The organism is Hoyosella subflava DQS3-9A1 (assembly GCF_000214175.1).
GTDB classification, from domain to species: Bacteria; Actinomycetota; Actinomycetes; order Mycobacteriales; family Mycobacteriaceae; genus Hoyosella; species Hoyosella subflava.
This window is the reverse complement of record NC_015564.1, coordinates 3,306,194-3,322,253: the sequence shown is the minus strand read 5'-3', so window position 1 is coordinate 3,322,253 and position 16,060 is coordinate 3,306,194. Positions and strand designations below refer to the sequence as shown.

The following is a 16,060-nucleotide window of genomic DNA, read 5'->3' as shown; positions in this document are numbered from 1 at the left end:
GTCCCTACGCTAGGGGTGCGGGTGTGCTCAAGCGAAGACTGGGGAGTGATCGTGGTCGCAACAGAATCTGCAGAAGCGCTCGACGAGTTATGCGTGAACACCATCCGGACATTGTCCATTGACGCAGTTCAGGCCGCCAATTCTGGACACCCAGGTACACCGATGGCGATGGCGCCAGTGGCGTACACCCTGTGGCAGCAATTCCTGAGGTACGACCCTGCCGCGCCGATTTGGCCGGACCGGGACCGATTCGTGCTGTCCGTCGGTCACGCATCGGCTCTGCTCTACTCGATGCTTCATTTGTCTGGTGTTCGCTCCGTCAACCCCGACTATGAGACTCTCGGCGAGCCGGCGGTCAGCATCGATGATCTTCGCAACTTCAGGCAGCTGGATTCCAAATGCCCGGGACACCCCGAATACCGCTGGACGGCAGGTGTCGAAGCGACCACCGGCCCACTCGGAACGGGACTTGCCACCAGTGTCGGCATGGCTATCGCGGCCAGATGGCTCGCAGCGTATTTCAATCGGCCCGGATTTGAGCTATTCACCTACAACACCTACGCCCTGTGCGGTGATGGTGACCTGATGGAAGGGGTCGCCGCGGAGGCAGCATCGCTTGCGGGACACCTTGAATTATCGAACCTGTGCTGGATCTACGACAGCAACGAGATCAGTATCGAAGGCAGCACGGAACTTGCGTTCACCGAAGATGTGGCCACCCGCTTCATCGGTCACCGCTGGCGTGTGTTGCGTGTGCGCGATGCCAATGACGCGAAAACCCTGGCTGCGGCGGTGAGTGATTTCCAGGGTGAGACCGAACGGCCCACTCTGATCATTGTTGACAGCCAGATCGGATACGGAGCGCCAACGAAACAGGGAACGGCATCGGCGCACGGTGAACCGTTGGGGGAGTCCGAGGCTGCGGCGGCAAAGCGCTTCTATGGCTGGCCGGAAGATGAGCAATTCCTTGTCCCCGACGGTGTGTATGAGCATTTCGCCGACGGCATCGGTGCCCGTGGACAGCAATTGCGGAACGAGTGGGAGATTCTCTTTGACCGGTACCGCACTGAGTACCCGGAACTTGCTGGCCATCTGGACGCGATGCTGCGCAGGCAACTGCCCGACGGCTGGGACGCGGAGATACCCGAGTACGCAGCCGACGTGAAGGGCATTGCCACACGCAGTTCCTCGGGCGAGGTGCTCAATGCGGTAGCGACAAAGTTGCCATGGCTGCTGGGTGGCTCCGCCGACCTGGCACCGTCGACGAAGACCCGCCTTACGTTCGACGGCGCCGGCGATTTCAGTTCCGGCGACCTCGGGGGCCGGAATCTCCATTTTGGGGTGCGGGAGTTCGCGTCGGCGGCGGTGGCGAACGGGCTTGCGCTCGCGAAAATCCGCGCGTATTGGTCGACGTTCCTCATTTTTTCTGATTTTGCACGGGGTGCGATACGGCTATCCGCGCTGATGGAACTGCCCGTCATCCACATCTTTACGCATGACTCGATCGGGGTAGGTGAAGACGGCCCGACCCATCAGCCTGTGGAGCACCTTGCCTCGCTGCGTGCGATCCCCGGGCTCGATGTGTTCCGGCCGTGCGACGCCAATGAGGTGGCTGAAACATGGCGCACGGTGATGCCGCTGCAGCATGAGCCGGCTGCCATTGTGCTCACCAGGCAGAACCTCCCCACCCTGGACCGTCAGCGATACGGGGCTGCCGCTGGCGTCGCGCGCGGCGCCTACATACTCGCGGACCCTCCAGGTGGCGAAGCCCCTGACGTCATTGTCATCGCGACGGGCAGCGAAGTGCATATCGCTGTCGCTGCGTACGAGCAGCTCACAACCGAAGGAGCGCGAGTCCGAGTGGTGAGCATGCCTTGCCAGGAACTTTTCGATCGGCAGCCCGCTGAATACCGGCGAATGGTCCTTCCGCCTCATATCACCGCGCGTGTCGCGATTGAGAAGGCATCGACGTTCGGCTGGGACCGCTACACAGGATTTGAGGGAACGATAGTCGGCATGCATACCTTCGGGGCCTCTGCTCCCTTGAAGGAGCTGCAGACGAGGTTCGGCTTCACCCCCGATAACCTCACAGAAAGGATTCGCGGATACCTCGAGCCGACGGTGTGACCGTCCCTCCCGCTACCATCGTTGTCGTGCCACGCCGGAACCAATCACGTCGGCGGGAGCGCGGCGGATCGTCTGCGCGCCCGCCATTGTCGTATACCGGTGTCTTCAGCACCAGGATCGAACGCGGCGATGGCTTTGATCCCGGAGCTGAATACTCAGTTCGTGACGTGCCTGGAGCGGCAGCGACAAAAATCTACCGCTGCCCGGGGTGTGACCAGACAATTCCTGCGGGCCTGCCGCACGTCGTCGCCTGGCGCACTATGCCTGGCGGCGAGGAGGACCGTCGGCACTGGCATAAGGGGTGCTGGAACGCCAGACGGACCCGGACCGTCACTCGTCGATGGTCCTAGGGTCCGTCTGCCGTGCGGGGCGCAGTCCTGTCAGGAGTGCTGCGACTCCGAGCTAGACCGCGGGGCCTGCTCGGGGTTCTTTCGCCCGTTGTTCTGCAGAGAAGCGATCTCACGCTTGTTCGCGGAGGTCGTACGCGCCGAATCATCCAGCAGGTCGCGCTCCTCATCAGTCTGGTTCAGAAGACTGGGGAAGCTATCGAACTGCTCGCGCACCTTGATGATTTGCGACAGCAGGTGGTCACGCGCGGCGCCGAGATCCTCTGCGAGCTTCGATGCGTAGGAAATCCGGTCGTTCGCCTGCTGGCTGGCGGTACGGACCCGATTATCTGCATCGGCCTGTGCTTCCTTGACAATTCGTTCAGCGTCCTTGCGTGCCCGGTCGCGAAGTTCCTCGATCTCGCGCAGCGCGTTCGTCCGCTTTTCCGCCATCGTCGTGTTGAAGTCGTCCTGTTCCTGACGCTGCTGAGCGGCTGTCTCCGCCTCGATCTGGCGACGTTTGGCTTCCGCACCCTCAACGATGCGTTCTGCCTCCGTCCGCGCCCGCGCGAGTGTTTCCTTCTGCTCAGCCTCTAGGCGCGCACGGCGCTGGGTCCACTCCTCGTACTCGCGGTTCTGGCGAGTCTCGAGTTCGTTGGCGTTCTGCTCGGCCACCGAGACAATTTCGGCCGCTTCCGCCTGTGCATCAGCGCGTGTCTCGGCGGCTTCATCAGCTGCGAGCCGCAGCATTCTGGCGATACGGTCGCTGACGTCGGCGGCGGACGTTGGCGTGGTGACAAGCTGGTCCACCTCCTCGCGTAGCGCCTGTATGTCAGCGCGTGCCTCATCGAGTTGGTCGGCTAGGTCGTTTGCCTGCGCGGCGATCGCGTCGCGGTCAGCTGCAGTGACGCGGATTTCCGCGTCAAGCCTGCTGAGCTGCTCGTGAACTTCGGCGCGGTCGTAACCGCGCATTGCGATGCTGAACATCGTGCTTTGTGGTGTCACGTCGGTCAATCGCGCCATCTGAATCAGCCTTATCGTGCGGGTGAGCTGGGTGTTGAGCTGGGGCGGTCCGATGACCACTCGGCTCTGATGGGACCAGTGTGCACTTAGTCACCATGATTAATGGTTCGGCGCGCCGTGCGCGGGTTCGACTAGTTCGACCAGAACTCCGCCAGCGTCCTTGGGATGCAGGAAATTGATACGTGAGTCAGCTGTACCGCGGCGCGGCTCGTCGTAAAGCAGCCGGATGCCCTTCGCCCGGAAATGTTCGGCAGCGGCATCCAGGTCGGTGACGCGGTAGGCGAGCTGCTGCATACCTGGGCCGTTGCGATCGAGGAAGCGTCTGATGGTGGATTCGTCGGTTAGCGGGGAGAGAAGCTGAAGGGCTGTCGAGGTGGCTGCGCCTTGCGCCGAGTTCGCTGGCACGAGCATCGCTTCCTCAACGCCCTGGGATTCATTGGTTTCCCGGTGTGAAACAACCAGGCCGAACGAAGCCCCGTACCAGTCGATGGCTGCATCGAGGTCGGCAACAGCGATGCCGACGTGGTCGATCTGCGTGATGAGCTCAGAGATTTCAGCGGTGGACATAGAAGCAAAGGTATCGCCCGGCGGTGCACGGGCGCACGGCAGGAGGACGCTCGGGCGGTCAGAGCGGCTAGTAGCCTGGTCGTGATGCGCTCAGTGTGCAGGATCTGGGTGCCGGAAGTCCCGTCCTTATGGAGGTTCACATGACGTCGTCGGTCATCGTATCGGGTGCGCGTACACCAATTGGCCGTCTGCTTGGTTCGCTCAAGGGGCTCTCTGCAGCGGAACTCGGCGGTGTCGCGATCAAAGGCGCGCTGGAAAAGTCGGGTGTGACACCGGAGTCCGTGCAGTACGTGATTCTCGGTCACGTACTGCAGGCAGGTGCGGGACAGCTTCCGGCACGGCAGGCAGCTGCGGCGGCAGGAATCCCGATGACAATCCCCTCCGTCAACGTGAACAAGGTGTGCCTGTCAGGTCTCAACGCCATCGCGGTCGCCGACCAGATGATCCGCGCTGGCGAGGCTGACATCATCGTCGCGGGTGGCATGGAGTCGATGAGCAATGCGCCCCACCTGCTTCTGAACAGCAGGGAGGGCACCAAATACGGGGATTCCGCACTCATCGACCACATGGCCTTCGACGGACTGCGCGACGTATTTACCAAGGAAGCAATGGGTGCGCTGACCGAGAAGCGCAACGACAGCGACGCGGTCAGTCGCGAGGAGCAGGACGAGTTTGCCGCGACTTCGCATCAGCGTGCGGCGCGGGCGTGGAAAGACGGCCTGTACGACAATGAGGTCGTGCCCGTTCCGGTCCCGCAGCGCAAGGGCGACCCTGTCGAGTTCCGGGCTGATGAGGGCGTGCGTGGCGACACGACTGCGGAATCACTCGGAAGGCTGCGCCCCGCGTTCCGCAAGGACGGCACAGTGACCGCGGGGAACGCCTCGCAAATCTCTGACGGCGCTGCTGCGGTGGTGGCCATGAGCCGGGCGAAGGCCGAGTCGCTGGGACTTGAGTGGCTCGCGGAGATCGGCCCGCACGGGATGTCTGCTGGGCCTGACTCCACGCTGCAGTCGCAGCCTTCGATGTCGATCCGGAACGCCTGTGAGAAGGCGGGTCTTACCGCATCAGAGCTGGATCTGATCGAGATCAACGAAGCCTTCGCGGCGGTCGGAATCGTCTCTGGGCGCGAACTGGGTGTCACATCCGAACGGATCAACGTCAACGGCGGTGCGATTTCGCTGGGCCATCCGCTGGGCATGTCGGGTACGAGGATTGTCCTGCACCTAGCGCTCGAACTGCAGCGCCGAGGTGGGGGTGTGGGTGCCGCCGGTCTCTGCGGCGGCGGCGGCCAGGGCGACGCGCTCATCGTCCGCGTCCCCAAGCGTTAATACGACGGCATGTAGTACTTGTCCGCGGTGATGAGGCAGAATGTCAGTCATGCGTGAATTCTTCAACCTCAGCACCTCCGCCAAGCGTTTCCGATTCATCGCCGTTACTGAGGCGCTGACCTGGGTAGGCTTGCTTGTCGGCATGTTCTTCAAGCACGTCAGCCAGACGACCGAGATCGGCGTCAAGATCTTCGGCCCGATTCACGGGCTTGCGTTCGCGCTCTTCGTAGTGATCGCGCTGGCGACCGCACGCGAGCTGCGTTGGTCATGGCAAGTGACTGGGCTGGCTCTGCTCTCGAGCATTCCGCCCGTAGGGACTGTCGTTTTCGAATGGTGGGCGGTCCGTAAGGGGCATCTCGCGGAACTGTCTGAGCGCTACCTGGGGTCGAAAACCCAGACGGAGAGTGTGCCCGTTCCGTAGCGCGGCCCCGAGAGCTAAGGAGGACGGTTCATGCTGCTCGCATTTAGTGTCAGCCCCGCGGCGGGGGACGACTCCGGCAGTGTGAGTGCGGCAGTGGCTGCGGCTATCCGCGTCGTACGTGAAAGCGGCCTGCCGCATGAGACCACCGCCATGTTCACCACGATCGAAGGAGAATGGGACGAGGTAATGGCGGTGGTGAAGCGTGCTTGCGATGCCGTCGGCCAGTATTCGTCCCGCACTAGCCTGGTGCTCAAAGCCGATATCCGCCCGGGCTTTACTGGTCAACTGCAGGCAAAAGTTGAGCGCGTGGAGTCCCTCCTCTCAGATTCGCCTGACCAGTAGCGGACCGCCTTCGTGACGTAACAGTCACGGAGCCGCTTCGTGGCTGAGCGCGATTTCATGCCACACTGGTTGCGTGACTCGACCTGGACCTCAGTCGGCGTCGGCCGCGAGCCGCGCTGGATCCTTCCCAAGTTCACTCGCCGGGGCCGTAGATCTTGCCGCCCTGAAGGAGCGCGCTGCTCAGAAGGCTTCGCCGACACAGCAGAATTCCGCCCGCCCGGCGCCCGGTGACGGCCCCTCGCTGATTACCGACGTCACCGAGCAGACGTTCGAATCCGAAGTGATCGAGCGCTCAAACCGGGTACTCGTCGTCGTCGACTTGTGGGCCACGTGGGCTGAACCGTGCAAAGAGCTTTCACCAATCCTGGAGCAGCTCGCGAGCGAGGCCAACGGCAAGTGGGTGCTCGCGCGGATTGACGTTGATGCGAACCCGCGCATAGCTCAGGCATTCGGTGTGCAGTCGGTACCGACCGTGGTTGCGATCGCTGGCGGGCAGCCGGTGCACGCGTTCGCAGGAATGCAGTCGGAGCCGCAGATCAGGCAGTGGCTCGGTGAGTTGCTGAAGGCAGTCGAAGGCAAGCTGCCAGGGGAGGCGCGGCAAGACGCCGATGCTGTCGCTGAGCCTCCGCGTGACCCGCGGATCGAAGCCGCGGAAGATGCGCTTCAGAATGGTGACTTCGCGGCAGCTGAAGCTGCCTACGCGCAGATCCTGAATGATGAGCCGCGAAACACCGAGGCCAAGGCCGGCGCGAACCATGCACGTTTCCTCGCAAGGGTGCAGAATCTTTCGCCCGAGGCCGCCAAGATCGCGGATACGAATCCGGACGACATCGACGCTCAGCTCGACGCTGCCGATTTTGAGGTAGTCAACCGCGAGCCAGAAGCGGCATTTGGACGGCTGATCGGCCTCATCAGGTCCACAGCTGGTGATGACCGGTCACGCGTGCGGGAACGTCTGATCTCGCTGCTTGATCTGTTCGATCCCGCTGATCCGCTGGTTCTCGCTGCGCGGCGAGACCTCGCTGCCGCCCTCTACTGACTCGAGCACGAGTCCGGTCCATCCATGATGCCGCTGCGGAAGGCTTCCACACGGGCGAACCCACTGGCCGTCGCTGAGCCCTCCACATCGCTGGCGATGAGGTCGTGTGTCAGCAGTTCACTGAGCGCTTCGTCGAGATCGCCGGGGGAGAGATAGATCCGCCCCACGGAAGCGTGGGCGGCCTGCCCAGCCCAGGCCCCAGTCATACATGCGGCTGCGAGCGCGGCGCTCGGGCCCTGGATTGGCAGGCCACGCTCGTGCAGGCTGGCGACCGCCAGCCGGGAGGCAACGATGCTGAACGCAGTGAAATCGCCGCGGATAGCGGTGGGGAACGGGCCAGGCGCCAACGCCGGCTGGCCCCGTGCGCTGAGGGCGTCCAGATCGATTTCGACACTACGGTGTGCAGGGCAGTAGTTGACGGGATAGGTCCCTTCGGAGCATCCGCGAGTCTCCTGATCAAACGTGAGCGCGGGCGGCGCGTCAGCGGGGAAAAGTTCGAGAAACGAATCAGCGACGAGCCGGACAGTGCCCTCTGTTACCGGCAGATCTCCCGTGTCGTGTGGGCCAGCGAATTCGTGCGGCAGCATTGTCCGCCGCTGCTCGAGTTCATCCGCACCGATGAGATTGCACCGCTCAGCCCCCTCGGTGAAACCGAGCTGAAGTGCGGTAACCCGATCGAAACCGGACCCGTGCCCAGTATCCGGTGCGGTGAGGTCGTGGTCCCGGATCGCGACCATCGCTGCGAGCACCGTGCTCAGCCCCTCTCCAGTGTTGAGCGTGAACCAGCGGGAGGTCCCGTCCGTCACATGGCGAAGGTAAACCCCTGCATAGCAATCAGCTTGCTGTTCCCATACGAGCAGCGGGTAGCCGCGTAGTTCCCGGTTGTCGTCGAGAAAGCCCGTCTGTGCCGAAATCGCGTGGCCGAACTCATGAGCCATGATGGTGGCGACCCCGAGCTGACCGAAATGCTGCTCAACATAAGGCAGCAGGACCCCGCGGTCCCAGCCGATTGAATTGTCGATTGGACAGTACGCGGCATTCTCGAGGCCAGAGGTGGTGATTTCGCAGAAGATCCCACTGTCTGGCATCGCAGCGGCAGCGTCCCACGACAGGAAGAGCGTCAACGGTGTGAAGGGACGCGGGGAGACCGATCTGAATTCTCCGGTCCAGAATTCGTTCAGGTCACTCAGTGCGCTCATCGCGATCAGGTCAGTGTCAGTCTGTGCGCCACCGAAAGCTCTGACGGAGGGTGGCGGAGCTCCATCCCGAAGCCCGTTCGGTCCGTCGGTGCTGCCGCCCGCGCCGACATCAGCTCGCTGGGAGCATGCTGCGACTAGTGCGAGCACAACGACGAGGAACGCGAGTGTCCCCGACGCATGTTTTCGGTGGGTTCTCACAGCGGCCTGAACCACATGGCAGTCAGTGGCGGCAGCGACAGCACAACGGAGGCTTGCCGCCCATTCCAGGGCTCAGGTTCTGCCGTGACGTAACCGGGGTTCACGTGTCCTGAGCCCCCGAACTGTTCAGCGTCGGTGTTCAGGATTTCTCGCCACCTTCCGGCAGCAGGGAGCCCAACACGGTAGCCGCTTCTCATCTGCGGGGAGAAATTGACGATGCAGGCGATGACACGGCCGCCCGAGGCGTGCCGGAGATAGGACACCACACTGTTGCTGTTGTCGCTCGAGTCGATCCAGGAGAATCCGTCAGCCGTTCCGTCACGTTCCCACAGTGCGGGGTGAGTCCGGTACAGCCGGTTGAGTTCGCGGACGAGTTCGGCGATGCCAGTGTGCGGGCCAACGGCGGTGCGGTCATCACGGCTTTCGAACCAGTCAAGCCCGCGCGCTTCGCTCCATTCCGCCGACTGACCGAACTCCTGTCCCATGAAAAGAAGCTTCTTACCCGGATGCGCCCACATGTGACCGAGGAGCGCGCGCACGCCCGCCGCTTTAGCCGTGTCCTTTCCGGGCATACGTGACCACAACGTTCCCTTGCCGTGAACGACCTCGTCGTGGCTGAGCGGCAGAACGTAGTTCTCCGACCAGGCGTACATCAGCGCGGAAGTGACGTCGCTGTGGTGCGGCGGCCGGTCGGCGTATGGCCTTGCGACGAAGTGCAGAATGTCATTCATCCAGCGCATATTCCATTTGAACGTGAAACCTAGCCCGCCCAGCGCCACCTGCCGCGTCACCTTGGGCCAGGTAGTCGAGTCCTCGGCGATCATGATCGCACCCGGCGCATGCTGCTCGACCGCACAGTTAAGTTGCTGCAGGAAACTGACCGCCTCGAGGTTTTCGCGGCCACCAATTTCGTTGGGTTCCCAAGCGCCGGGAGGCCGCGAGTAGTCGAGATACAGCATTGAGGCAACAGCGTCGACACGAAGGCCATCCACGTGGAACTCGGTCAGCCAGTACAGCGCGTTGGCGATCAGGAAACTGCGAACCTCGGGTTTGCCCCAGTCGAAGATGTAGGTGCCCCATTCCGGGTGCTCACCGCGCAGCGGATTGGCGTGCTCGTAGAGGGCGGTTGAGTCGAAACGAGCCAGCGCCCAGTCATCGCGCGGGAAGTGCGCGGGAACCCAGTCAAAGATGACGCCGATTCCGGCACGGTGGAGCTGGTCGATCAGGAATCTCAGGTCGTCGGGAGTGCCATGACGCGCGGTGGGAGCGTAGTAGGAACTCACCTGGTATCCCCAGGACCCGCCGAAGGGGTGTTCGGTCAACGGCAGAAACTCAACGTGGGTGAAACCCGCATCGCTGACATAAGGAATCAGCTCCGCGGCAATCTCGCGGTAGGTGAGGCAACTGCCGTCACTGTGTTTGCGCCAGGACCCAGCGTGCAGTTCGTACACGCTGAGTGGCCGTTGCGGTGCGGTTGACTGTCCCGCCTGTTCTTTGCGTGCCCGCATCCAGATCGAGTCGGCCCAGAGATAGCGGGAGGCGGTGATGCGTGACGCGTTGGCCGGCGGGATCTCCGTGGCGAACGCCATCGGGTCGGCTTTTTCGATGACGCGGCCGTCGGGAGTGTGGACGCGGAACTTGTACAGTTGCCCGATCTCTGCTCCTGGAACGAGGACTTCCCAGACCCCGGCGTCAAGCAGCCGCATCGGGAATGTGCGGCCGGACCAGCGGTCGAAATCACCGGTGACCGTGACGCCTTCCGCGTGCGGTGCCCACACTGAAAATCGCACTCCGGCGGGAGATCCGGAATCCGTACCGTCCACAGGCTGCGCGCCCAATAGGCGCCACAGCTGATAGTGGATCCCTTCAGCGAACGCTGCGAGGTCCGCGTGATTGAGGGTGGGCGCACGGCGGTAGCCGTCGCGGCCGCGGTGGCGTTCGCGCGCATACGTGGCGGTAAGCCAATATTCGCCGATCTCGTCTACGGGGAGCAGCGCGCCGAAGAGCCCGTCTCCTAAAGCGTCGAGCCGGGTTTGATCCCAGGGGTCTCCGGGAGCTTCGAGAGTCACACCCGATGCGTATGGCCTCAGTGCGCGGATGAGGAGCCCGCGTGCGGTGCGGTGTACACCGAGCAGTGAGTGCGGATCACTATGTCGGCCAGCCATGAGCCGTTCGAGTTCCTCAGGCGGCGGCGCGGCGGGATGCTCTGAACCGCTCACCTCGCTGTCGCACATAGCTGAATCCTGCCACCTCGTTGCGGGCTCGACGGGGCAGGGGCTCGTTGCGACGCGCCGTGTTCGTGATTGTGGTGCAGGGACATTACCGACACACGTGCCCCTCGGCGCGACGCGCGACGGTTCGTAAGCCAAGATGGAGGGCGTGCAAGAACCTGATCCGGATCTGCTAATCGAATTTGACAATGTTGCGCTGCGACGTGGCCGAAACACCCTAGTTGGCCCGCTGAGCTGGCACGTAGGGCCTGGAGAGCGCTGGGTCATCCTCGGCCCGAACGGGGCGGGGAAGACCTCCTTGCTGCGGATCGCGGCGGCGGAGTTGCACCCCACCTCAGGGAGTGCTCATATTCTCGGCGAGACACTGGGCCGTACCGATGTGAGTGAGCTGCGCCCGCGCATCGGTCTCTCGTCGGCGGCTATCGCGCAGCGTGTTCCCAGCGGGGAACGTGTGGCGGATCTCGTGGTGTCTGCGGGGTACGCCGTTCTGGGACGCTGGCGCGAGCAGTACGACGACATTGACCACGACCGTGCACGTGAGATGCTCGCCGCGATTGGTGCCGATCACCTTGTCGACCGGCAGTACGGAACTTTGTCGGAAGGCGAGCGCAAACGCGTCCTGATCGCGCGGTCGCTGATGACTGACCCAGAACTGCTCCTGCTCGACGAGCCAGCTGCAGGTCTTGATCTCGGTGGCCGGGAAGATCTGGTGGCTCGCCTCGCGGACCTCGCGGGAGACGACATGGCTCCGGGAATCGTGCTCATCACCCATCACGTGGAGGAAGTTCCACAGGGCTTCACACACGTACTGATGCTGCGCGACGGGACGGATGTCGCTCAGGGCCCTCTCAGTGAGGTCATGACAGCCGAGAATCTCTCGGAAACCTTCGCGCAGCCCATCGTCCTCTCTGCCGAGGACGGGCGTTACTTCGCACGTCGGGACCGGCGGTAGAGTCGGCGTCTTCGTTTCTGTCAGCGGAACCGGGTAGCCTGCCTTGCATGGCTGAATTTGTCACCCTTGACGTGTCCGATGGCATCGGGACGATCCGCTTGAACCGGCCGCCGATGAATGCGCTGAACCGGCAGGTTCAAAGCGAACTGCTCGATGTGTCGCGTGAGGCCACGCGCAGGGCGGATGTCAAAGCCGTCATTGTTTTCGGCGGTGAGAAGGTGTTCGCCGCTGGCGCGGATGTAAAAGAAATGGCCGACATGTCGTTTCAGGAGATGTCGGAGGCCATCGCGGGGCTTCAAGCTGGGCTGAGCGCGATTGCGTCGATTCCGAAGCCCACCGTCGCGGCGATCACCGGTTACGCGCTCGGTGGCGGGCTTGAGGTCGCGCTCGGCGCGGACCGTCGTATCGCTGGTGACAACGCGAAGCTGGGGGTTCCGGAGATCCTGCTCGGCGTGATCCCAGGAGGCGGTGGAACGCAGCGTCTCGCGCGCCTGGTCGGTCCCTCACGCGCGAAAGACATGGTTTATACCGGTCGTTTCGTCAAGGCCGACGAAGCGCTGTCGATCGGCCTCGTGGACGAGGTCGTGGCCCCGGACGAGGTTTACAACGCAGCTCGCGCTTGGGCTTCTCAGTTCTCAGGGGGTGCGTCCCGGGCGCTCGCCGCTGCGAAAGCAGCGATTGATCAAGGTCTCGATACGGACCTCGACACGGGCCTCGCGATCGAGCGCCATTTGTTCGCAGGTTTGTTCGCGACTGACGATCGTTCCATCGGCATGAAATCATTTATCGAAAATGGCCCCGGCAAGGCCGAGTTCACCGGCCAGTAGGCCCGTGCTCACTCTGATCCACGACGTACTGACAGGACCAGCAGACTACTATGACGACGATGTCTAGCGACGCAGACCCGACCACAGCAGCACAGGGGCCCACAAACAATGGCCACCCACCGGTGGACCCCGCTCCGCGACCCCGCGCGACCGCCGAGGAAGTGGCCGCAGCATTTGAGGACACCAAGCTGGCTCAGGTGCTTTACCACGACTGGGAAGCGGAAACATACGACGAGAAGTGGTCGATTTCGTACGACGAACGCTGCATCGACTATGCCAAGGGCCGGTTTGAAGCGATCGCGGGTGACGAGCCGCTGCCGTATGGGCGGGCGCTCGAACTCGGTTGCGGAACGGGCTTCTTCCTGTTGAACCTCATGCAAGCCGGTGTTGCCGAAACAGGTTCGGTGACGGACCTCTCGCCTGGCATGGTCAAAGTTGCGCTGCGCAATGCGGAGCATCTCGGCCTCACCGTGGACGGACGAGTGGCGGACGCGGAGGGAATCCCCTACGACGATGCCACGTTCGATCTTGTGGTGGGCCACGCTGTTCTGCATCACATTCCCGACGTCGAGAAGGCACTTACTGAGGTGCTCCGCGTCTTGAAGCCGGGCGGCCGCTTCCTTTTTGCGGGCGAACCGACGACCGTCGGGAACCTGTACGCCCGCAAGCTTGGCCAGGCAACGTGGTACGCGACGACCAACATTACGAAGCTGCCAATGCTCCGCACCTGGCGGCGTCCGCAGCAGGAACTCGATGAATCATCGCGGGCGGCGGCTCTGGAAGCGGTCGTCGACCTGCACACCTTCGACCCTGCGGAACTCGAGAGGATCGCAGCGTCGGCAGGCGCTGACGACGTCCGTGTACGCACAGAAGAGTTTGCGGCTGCGCTACTTGGCTGGCCGATCCGGACGTTCGAGGCGGCTGTTCCGGAAGAGAAGCTGACCGTCACTTGGCGACTGTTCGCTTACCACGCGTGGAAAAAGCTCAGCTGGCTCGACGAGACGGTGCTCCGCCACATCGTGCCGAGGGGTTACTTCTACAATGCGATGATCACTGGCGTGAAGCCTTCTCGCTAGCAGAGTCGCGCGACTACGGTGGGATACCGTTTCAGCCTCGCCGACATCAGGTTTCTTCGCTCAGATCAGGGTGTGGAAGCTCTCGCGTCGGCGGCTGAACTGGAACTGAGCGAACGCAGCCTCATCGCGGATGCAGGCCAGCTACGGCGGCGGTGGCCGGAGTATGCGGCTGCGCTCGCTGAGACAGTGCGATTGCGCCGCAAAGCCCGAACCAAGCTGCGCGATGCGGAGGATTGGCTCTTTACCCAGGACGCGCTCCAGCAGGCAACACCCACCGCTGTGGCCCGGCACCGCGCTGTCCGGCTCGCTGGCAGGGCGGTGCACGATGTGACCTGTTCGATCGGTGCGGATCTGCGAGAGTTGTGTCGCGAATCGCGTGTGGTGATCGGCAGTGACGTCGATTCCGTCAGGTTGGCGATGGCGACGGTAAACGTGCCAGATGCGCTGCTGGTCCGGGCTGATGCCCTGAAACCCTGCTCGCGGGACGCTGTGATCGTCGCGGACCCGGCACGCAGAACCGGTGCGGGCCGCACGTTTGACCCGTCAGCACTGCAACCGCCGCTGCCAGCTTTGATGGACGCCTGCGCGGACCGTGACGTCGTCGTCAAATGTGCCCCCGGTCTCGACTACCTGAAGCTGGAGTGGAGCGGCGAGGTGGAGATCGTTTCCCTCGACGGCGCGGTCCGCGAATGCGCGCTCTGGTCTCCTGGGCTGACTGAACGCCCAAATCAGACTCGCGCGACGCTGCTGTCCAGCACCGGTGCATCCTTCACGCTGACCGGCGGTGAGCCGGATGATGTTCCCGCTCGCGCGCCGGGAGAGTGGATCGTGGATCCGGACGGTGCGGTTGTGCGTGCGGGGCTGGTGCGCCAGTACGCGGCACGGTTTGGGCTCTGGCAGCTGGATCCGCGCATCGCGTACCTCACCGGAGACATTGTGCCCCCGGGTGCGCGCGGCCATCGTGTCCTGACCAGCGTGCCACTGAGGGAAAAACAGGTGCGCCGCGAGCTATCCGCCCGCGATTGTGGCAGCCTCGAGATCCTCGTCAGAGGCGTTGATGTTGATCCCGATGCGCTGCGCAAGCGGCTGAAACCACGTGGCTCGCGCGCACTGAGCCTCGTGATCACGCGCGTCGGCAGCCGGGCGGAGGTCTTCATCTGCGAACCTGTGGCGGCACATCAATCCACGAGCTAGGCCATCCACCTGAATCTTTGACTCAAGTAGCGTGCAAGGCGCGCGTCGGCGTGCAACGCTCGGAACTGGAGACGAAGGGAGGCCTGGATGCGAATTGGAGTCCCTCGGGAAACCAAAAGTGGAGAGAATCGCGTGGCGCTGACGCCCGCGGCGGTGCTTGACCTTTGCGCGGCAGGTCATGACGTATTTGTCGAGGCGGGGGCAGGAGCGGGATCCTCTTTCGCGGATTCGGACTTCGGTTCCGCTGGCGCGCAGATCGTCGGTACAGAGGATGCCTGGGCGGGCTGTGAACTTGTGGTCAAAGTCAAGGAACCGCAGCCGGATGAATACAGGCACCTGCGACCAGATCTCACGCTCTTCACATACCTGCATCTGGCGGCATCGAAAGAGTGCACGGAAGCGCTCGTTTCGAGCGGTGTCACGGCGCTGGGATACGAGACGGTAGAACTCGCCGATGGTTCATTGCCGTTGCTGACGCCTATGAGTGAAATCGCCGGCCGGCTCGCGACCCAGGTAGGCGCGTGGGCGCTGCAATCAGCGAGTGGAGGGCGGGGCGTCTTGCTCGGCGGGATCGCCGGTGTCGCGCCGGCGAGCATCGTCGTCATAGGTGCGGGTAGTGCTGGTACGCAGGCGATCGACGTCGCGGCTGGGATGGGCGCCGATGTTACCGCCTTCGATAAGAACCCTGCGCGGCTGCGCAACTTGATGGAGCGGTACGGCAACCGGGTCCGGACGCTCATGGCGACGTCGTCGATGGTGGAGGACGCAGTTCTCCAGGCGGACCTGATTGTTGGTGCCGTGCTCGTTCCGGGGGCACGCGCACCAAAGCTGGTCACGAACGAGCAGGTCAGCCGGATGAAGCGGGGAAGCGTACTGGTGGACATCGCGATCGATCAGGGTGGTTGCTTCGAGGATTCCAGACCGACGACGCATGCGGAACCCACCTATCAGGTTCACGGCTCCTCGTTCTACGCCGTGACGAACATGCCTGCCGCGGTTCCGCACACCTCGACGTCGGCGCTTGTTCACGCGACACTGCCTTACATTCAGCACCTTGCCCGGGATGGGTGGAAAGCAGCTATTCGTGCTGATAAGGCGCTGGCTCTGGGAGTGAATGTCGCGGCGGGATCGATCACGGAGGAGCCTGTCGCAGTAGCTCACGGGCTTCCGTATACGCCACTCGACGAGACAATCTCGTAGGCTAACTCCC

The 16,060-nt window shown here is 63.2% G+C and carries 15 protein-coding genes; 11 read left to right on the top strand and 4 right to left on the bottom strand.

What is annotated here, in order from left to right; translation table 11 throughout:
• Positions 1 to 51 precede the first annotated feature (51 nt).
• Both tkt and AS9A_RS23355 read left to right on the top strand, forming a co-directional pair.
• The gene (gene tkt, locus AS9A_RS15590; protein ID WP_013808035.1) at positions 52 to 2,127 is read left to right on the top strand and encodes a transketolase; all 2,076 of its coding nucleotides are present in this window, start codon (positions 52 to 54) and stop codon (positions 2,125 to 2,127) included.
• Positions 2,128 to 2,153: 26 nt separating this feature from the next.
• Positions 2,154 to 2,477, top strand: a complete 324-nt coding sequence (locus AS9A_RS23355; RefSeq protein ID WP_083826701.1) for a hypothetical protein — start codon at positions 2,154 to 2,156, stop codon at positions 2,475 to 2,477.
• A gap of 30 nt (positions 2,478 to 2,507) precedes the next feature.
• Here the strand turns inward: AS9A_RS23355 and AS9A_RS15585 are convergent, their stop codons facing one another.
• Together AS9A_RS15585 and mce are read right to left on the bottom strand one after the other, a co-directional pair.
• Positions 2,508 to 3,476, bottom strand: coding sequence for a coiled-coil domain-containing protein (locus AS9A_RS15585; protein ID WP_148262483.1), 969 nt, complete (start codon positions 3,474 to 3,476; stop codon positions 2,508 to 2,510).
• A gap of 99 nt (positions 3,477 to 3,575) precedes the next feature.
• Positions 3,576 to 4,043, bottom strand: a complete 468-nt coding sequence (gene mce, locus AS9A_RS15580; RefSeq protein ID WP_013808033.1) for a methylmalonyl-CoA epimerase — start codon at positions 4,041 to 4,043, stop codon at positions 3,576 to 3,578.
• A 140-nt stretch (positions 4,044 to 4,183) separates the two neighbouring features.
• Between mce and AS9A_RS15575 the strand changes: the two genes are divergently transcribed.
• The 4 genes from AS9A_RS15575 to AS9A_RS15560 all read left to right on the top strand — a co-directional run bounded on the left by AS9A_RS15575 (position 4,184) and on the right by AS9A_RS15560 (position 7,173).
• Positions 4,184 to 5,371, top strand: coding sequence for an acetyl-CoA C-acetyltransferase (locus tag AS9A_RS15575; protein ID WP_041451137.1), 1,188 nt, complete (start codon positions 4,184 to 4,186; stop codon positions 5,369 to 5,371).
• A gap of 40 nt (positions 5,372 to 5,411) precedes the next feature.
• Positions 5,412 to 5,792 carry a DUF3817 domain-containing protein gene (locus AS9A_RS15570; RefSeq protein WP_013808031.1) on the top strand — a complete coding sequence of 127 codons (381 nt, stop codon included), beginning with the start codon at positions 5,412 to 5,414 and terminating at the stop codon, positions 5,790 to 5,792.
• A gap of 30 nt (positions 5,793 to 5,822) precedes the next feature.
• Positions 5,823 to 6,134 carry an MTH1187 family thiamine-binding protein gene (locus AS9A_RS15565; RefSeq protein ID WP_013808030.1) on the top strand — a complete coding sequence of 104 codons (312 nt, stop codon included), beginning with the start codon at positions 5,823 to 5,825 and terminating at the stop codon, positions 6,132 to 6,134.
• A 73-nt stretch (positions 6,135 to 6,207) separates the two neighbouring features.
• Positions 6,208 to 7,173: a tetratricopeptide repeat protein gene (locus AS9A_RS15560; RefSeq protein ID WP_013808029.1), complete on the top strand. Its 966-nt coding sequence runs from the start codon at positions 6,208 to 6,210 to the stop codon at positions 7,171 to 7,173.
• Here the strand turns inward: AS9A_RS15560 and AS9A_RS15555 are convergent.
• Entirely contained in the window at positions 7,167 to 8,570 is a 1,404-nt protein-coding gene (locus AS9A_RS15555; protein ID WP_013808028.1) for a neutral zinc metallopeptidase, read from the bottom strand. The two genes, AS9A_RS15560 and AS9A_RS15555, sit on opposite strands and share 7 nt — an antisense overlap.
• The gene (glgB, locus tag AS9A_RS15550) at positions 8,567 to 10,804 is read right to left on the bottom strand and encodes a 1,4-alpha-glucan branching protein GlgB (RefSeq protein ID WP_013808027.1); all 2,238 of its coding nucleotides are present in this window, start codon (positions 10,802 to 10,804) and stop codon (positions 8,567 to 8,569) included. Before glgB ends, AS9A_RS15555 begins: the two co-directional genes overlap by 4 nt.
• 136 nt (positions 10,805 to 10,940) lie before the next feature.
• Here glgB and AS9A_RS15545 point away from each other — a divergent pair, with 136 nt between their 5' ends.
• From AS9A_RS15545 to ald, 5 genes are all read left to right on the top strand, one after another.
• The gene (locus AS9A_RS15545; RefSeq protein WP_013808026.1) at positions 10,941 to 11,753 is read left to right on the top strand and encodes an ABC transporter ATP-binding protein; all 813 of its coding nucleotides are present in this window, start codon (positions 10,941 to 10,943) and stop codon (positions 11,751 to 11,753) included.
• 47 nt (positions 11,754 to 11,800) lie between these two features.
• Complete coding sequence (locus tag AS9A_RS15540; protein WP_013808025.1) at positions 11,801 to 12,580, top strand: enoyl-CoA hydratase/isomerase family protein; 780 nt, start codon at positions 11,801 to 11,803, stop codon at positions 12,578 to 12,580.
• A 59-nt stretch (positions 12,581 to 12,639) separates the two neighbouring features.
• Entirely contained in the window at positions 12,640 to 13,656 is a 1,017-nt protein-coding gene (locus AS9A_RS15535; protein ID WP_085930648.1) for a class I SAM-dependent methyltransferase, read from the top strand.
• An 18-nt stretch (positions 13,657 to 13,674) separates the two neighbouring features.
• Complete coding sequence (locus AS9A_RS15530; protein WP_013808023.1) at positions 13,675 to 14,850, top strand: THUMP-like domain-containing protein; 1,176 nt, start codon at positions 13,675 to 13,677, stop codon at positions 14,848 to 14,850.
• An 87-nt stretch (positions 14,851 to 14,937) separates the two neighbouring features.
• A complete protein-coding gene (ald, locus tag AS9A_RS15525) occupies positions 14,938 to 16,050 on the top strand; it encodes an alanine dehydrogenase (RefSeq protein ID WP_041451136.1) in 1,113 nt (370 codons plus the stop codon).
• The last annotated feature ends 10 nt before the right edge of the window (positions 16,051 to 16,060 follow it).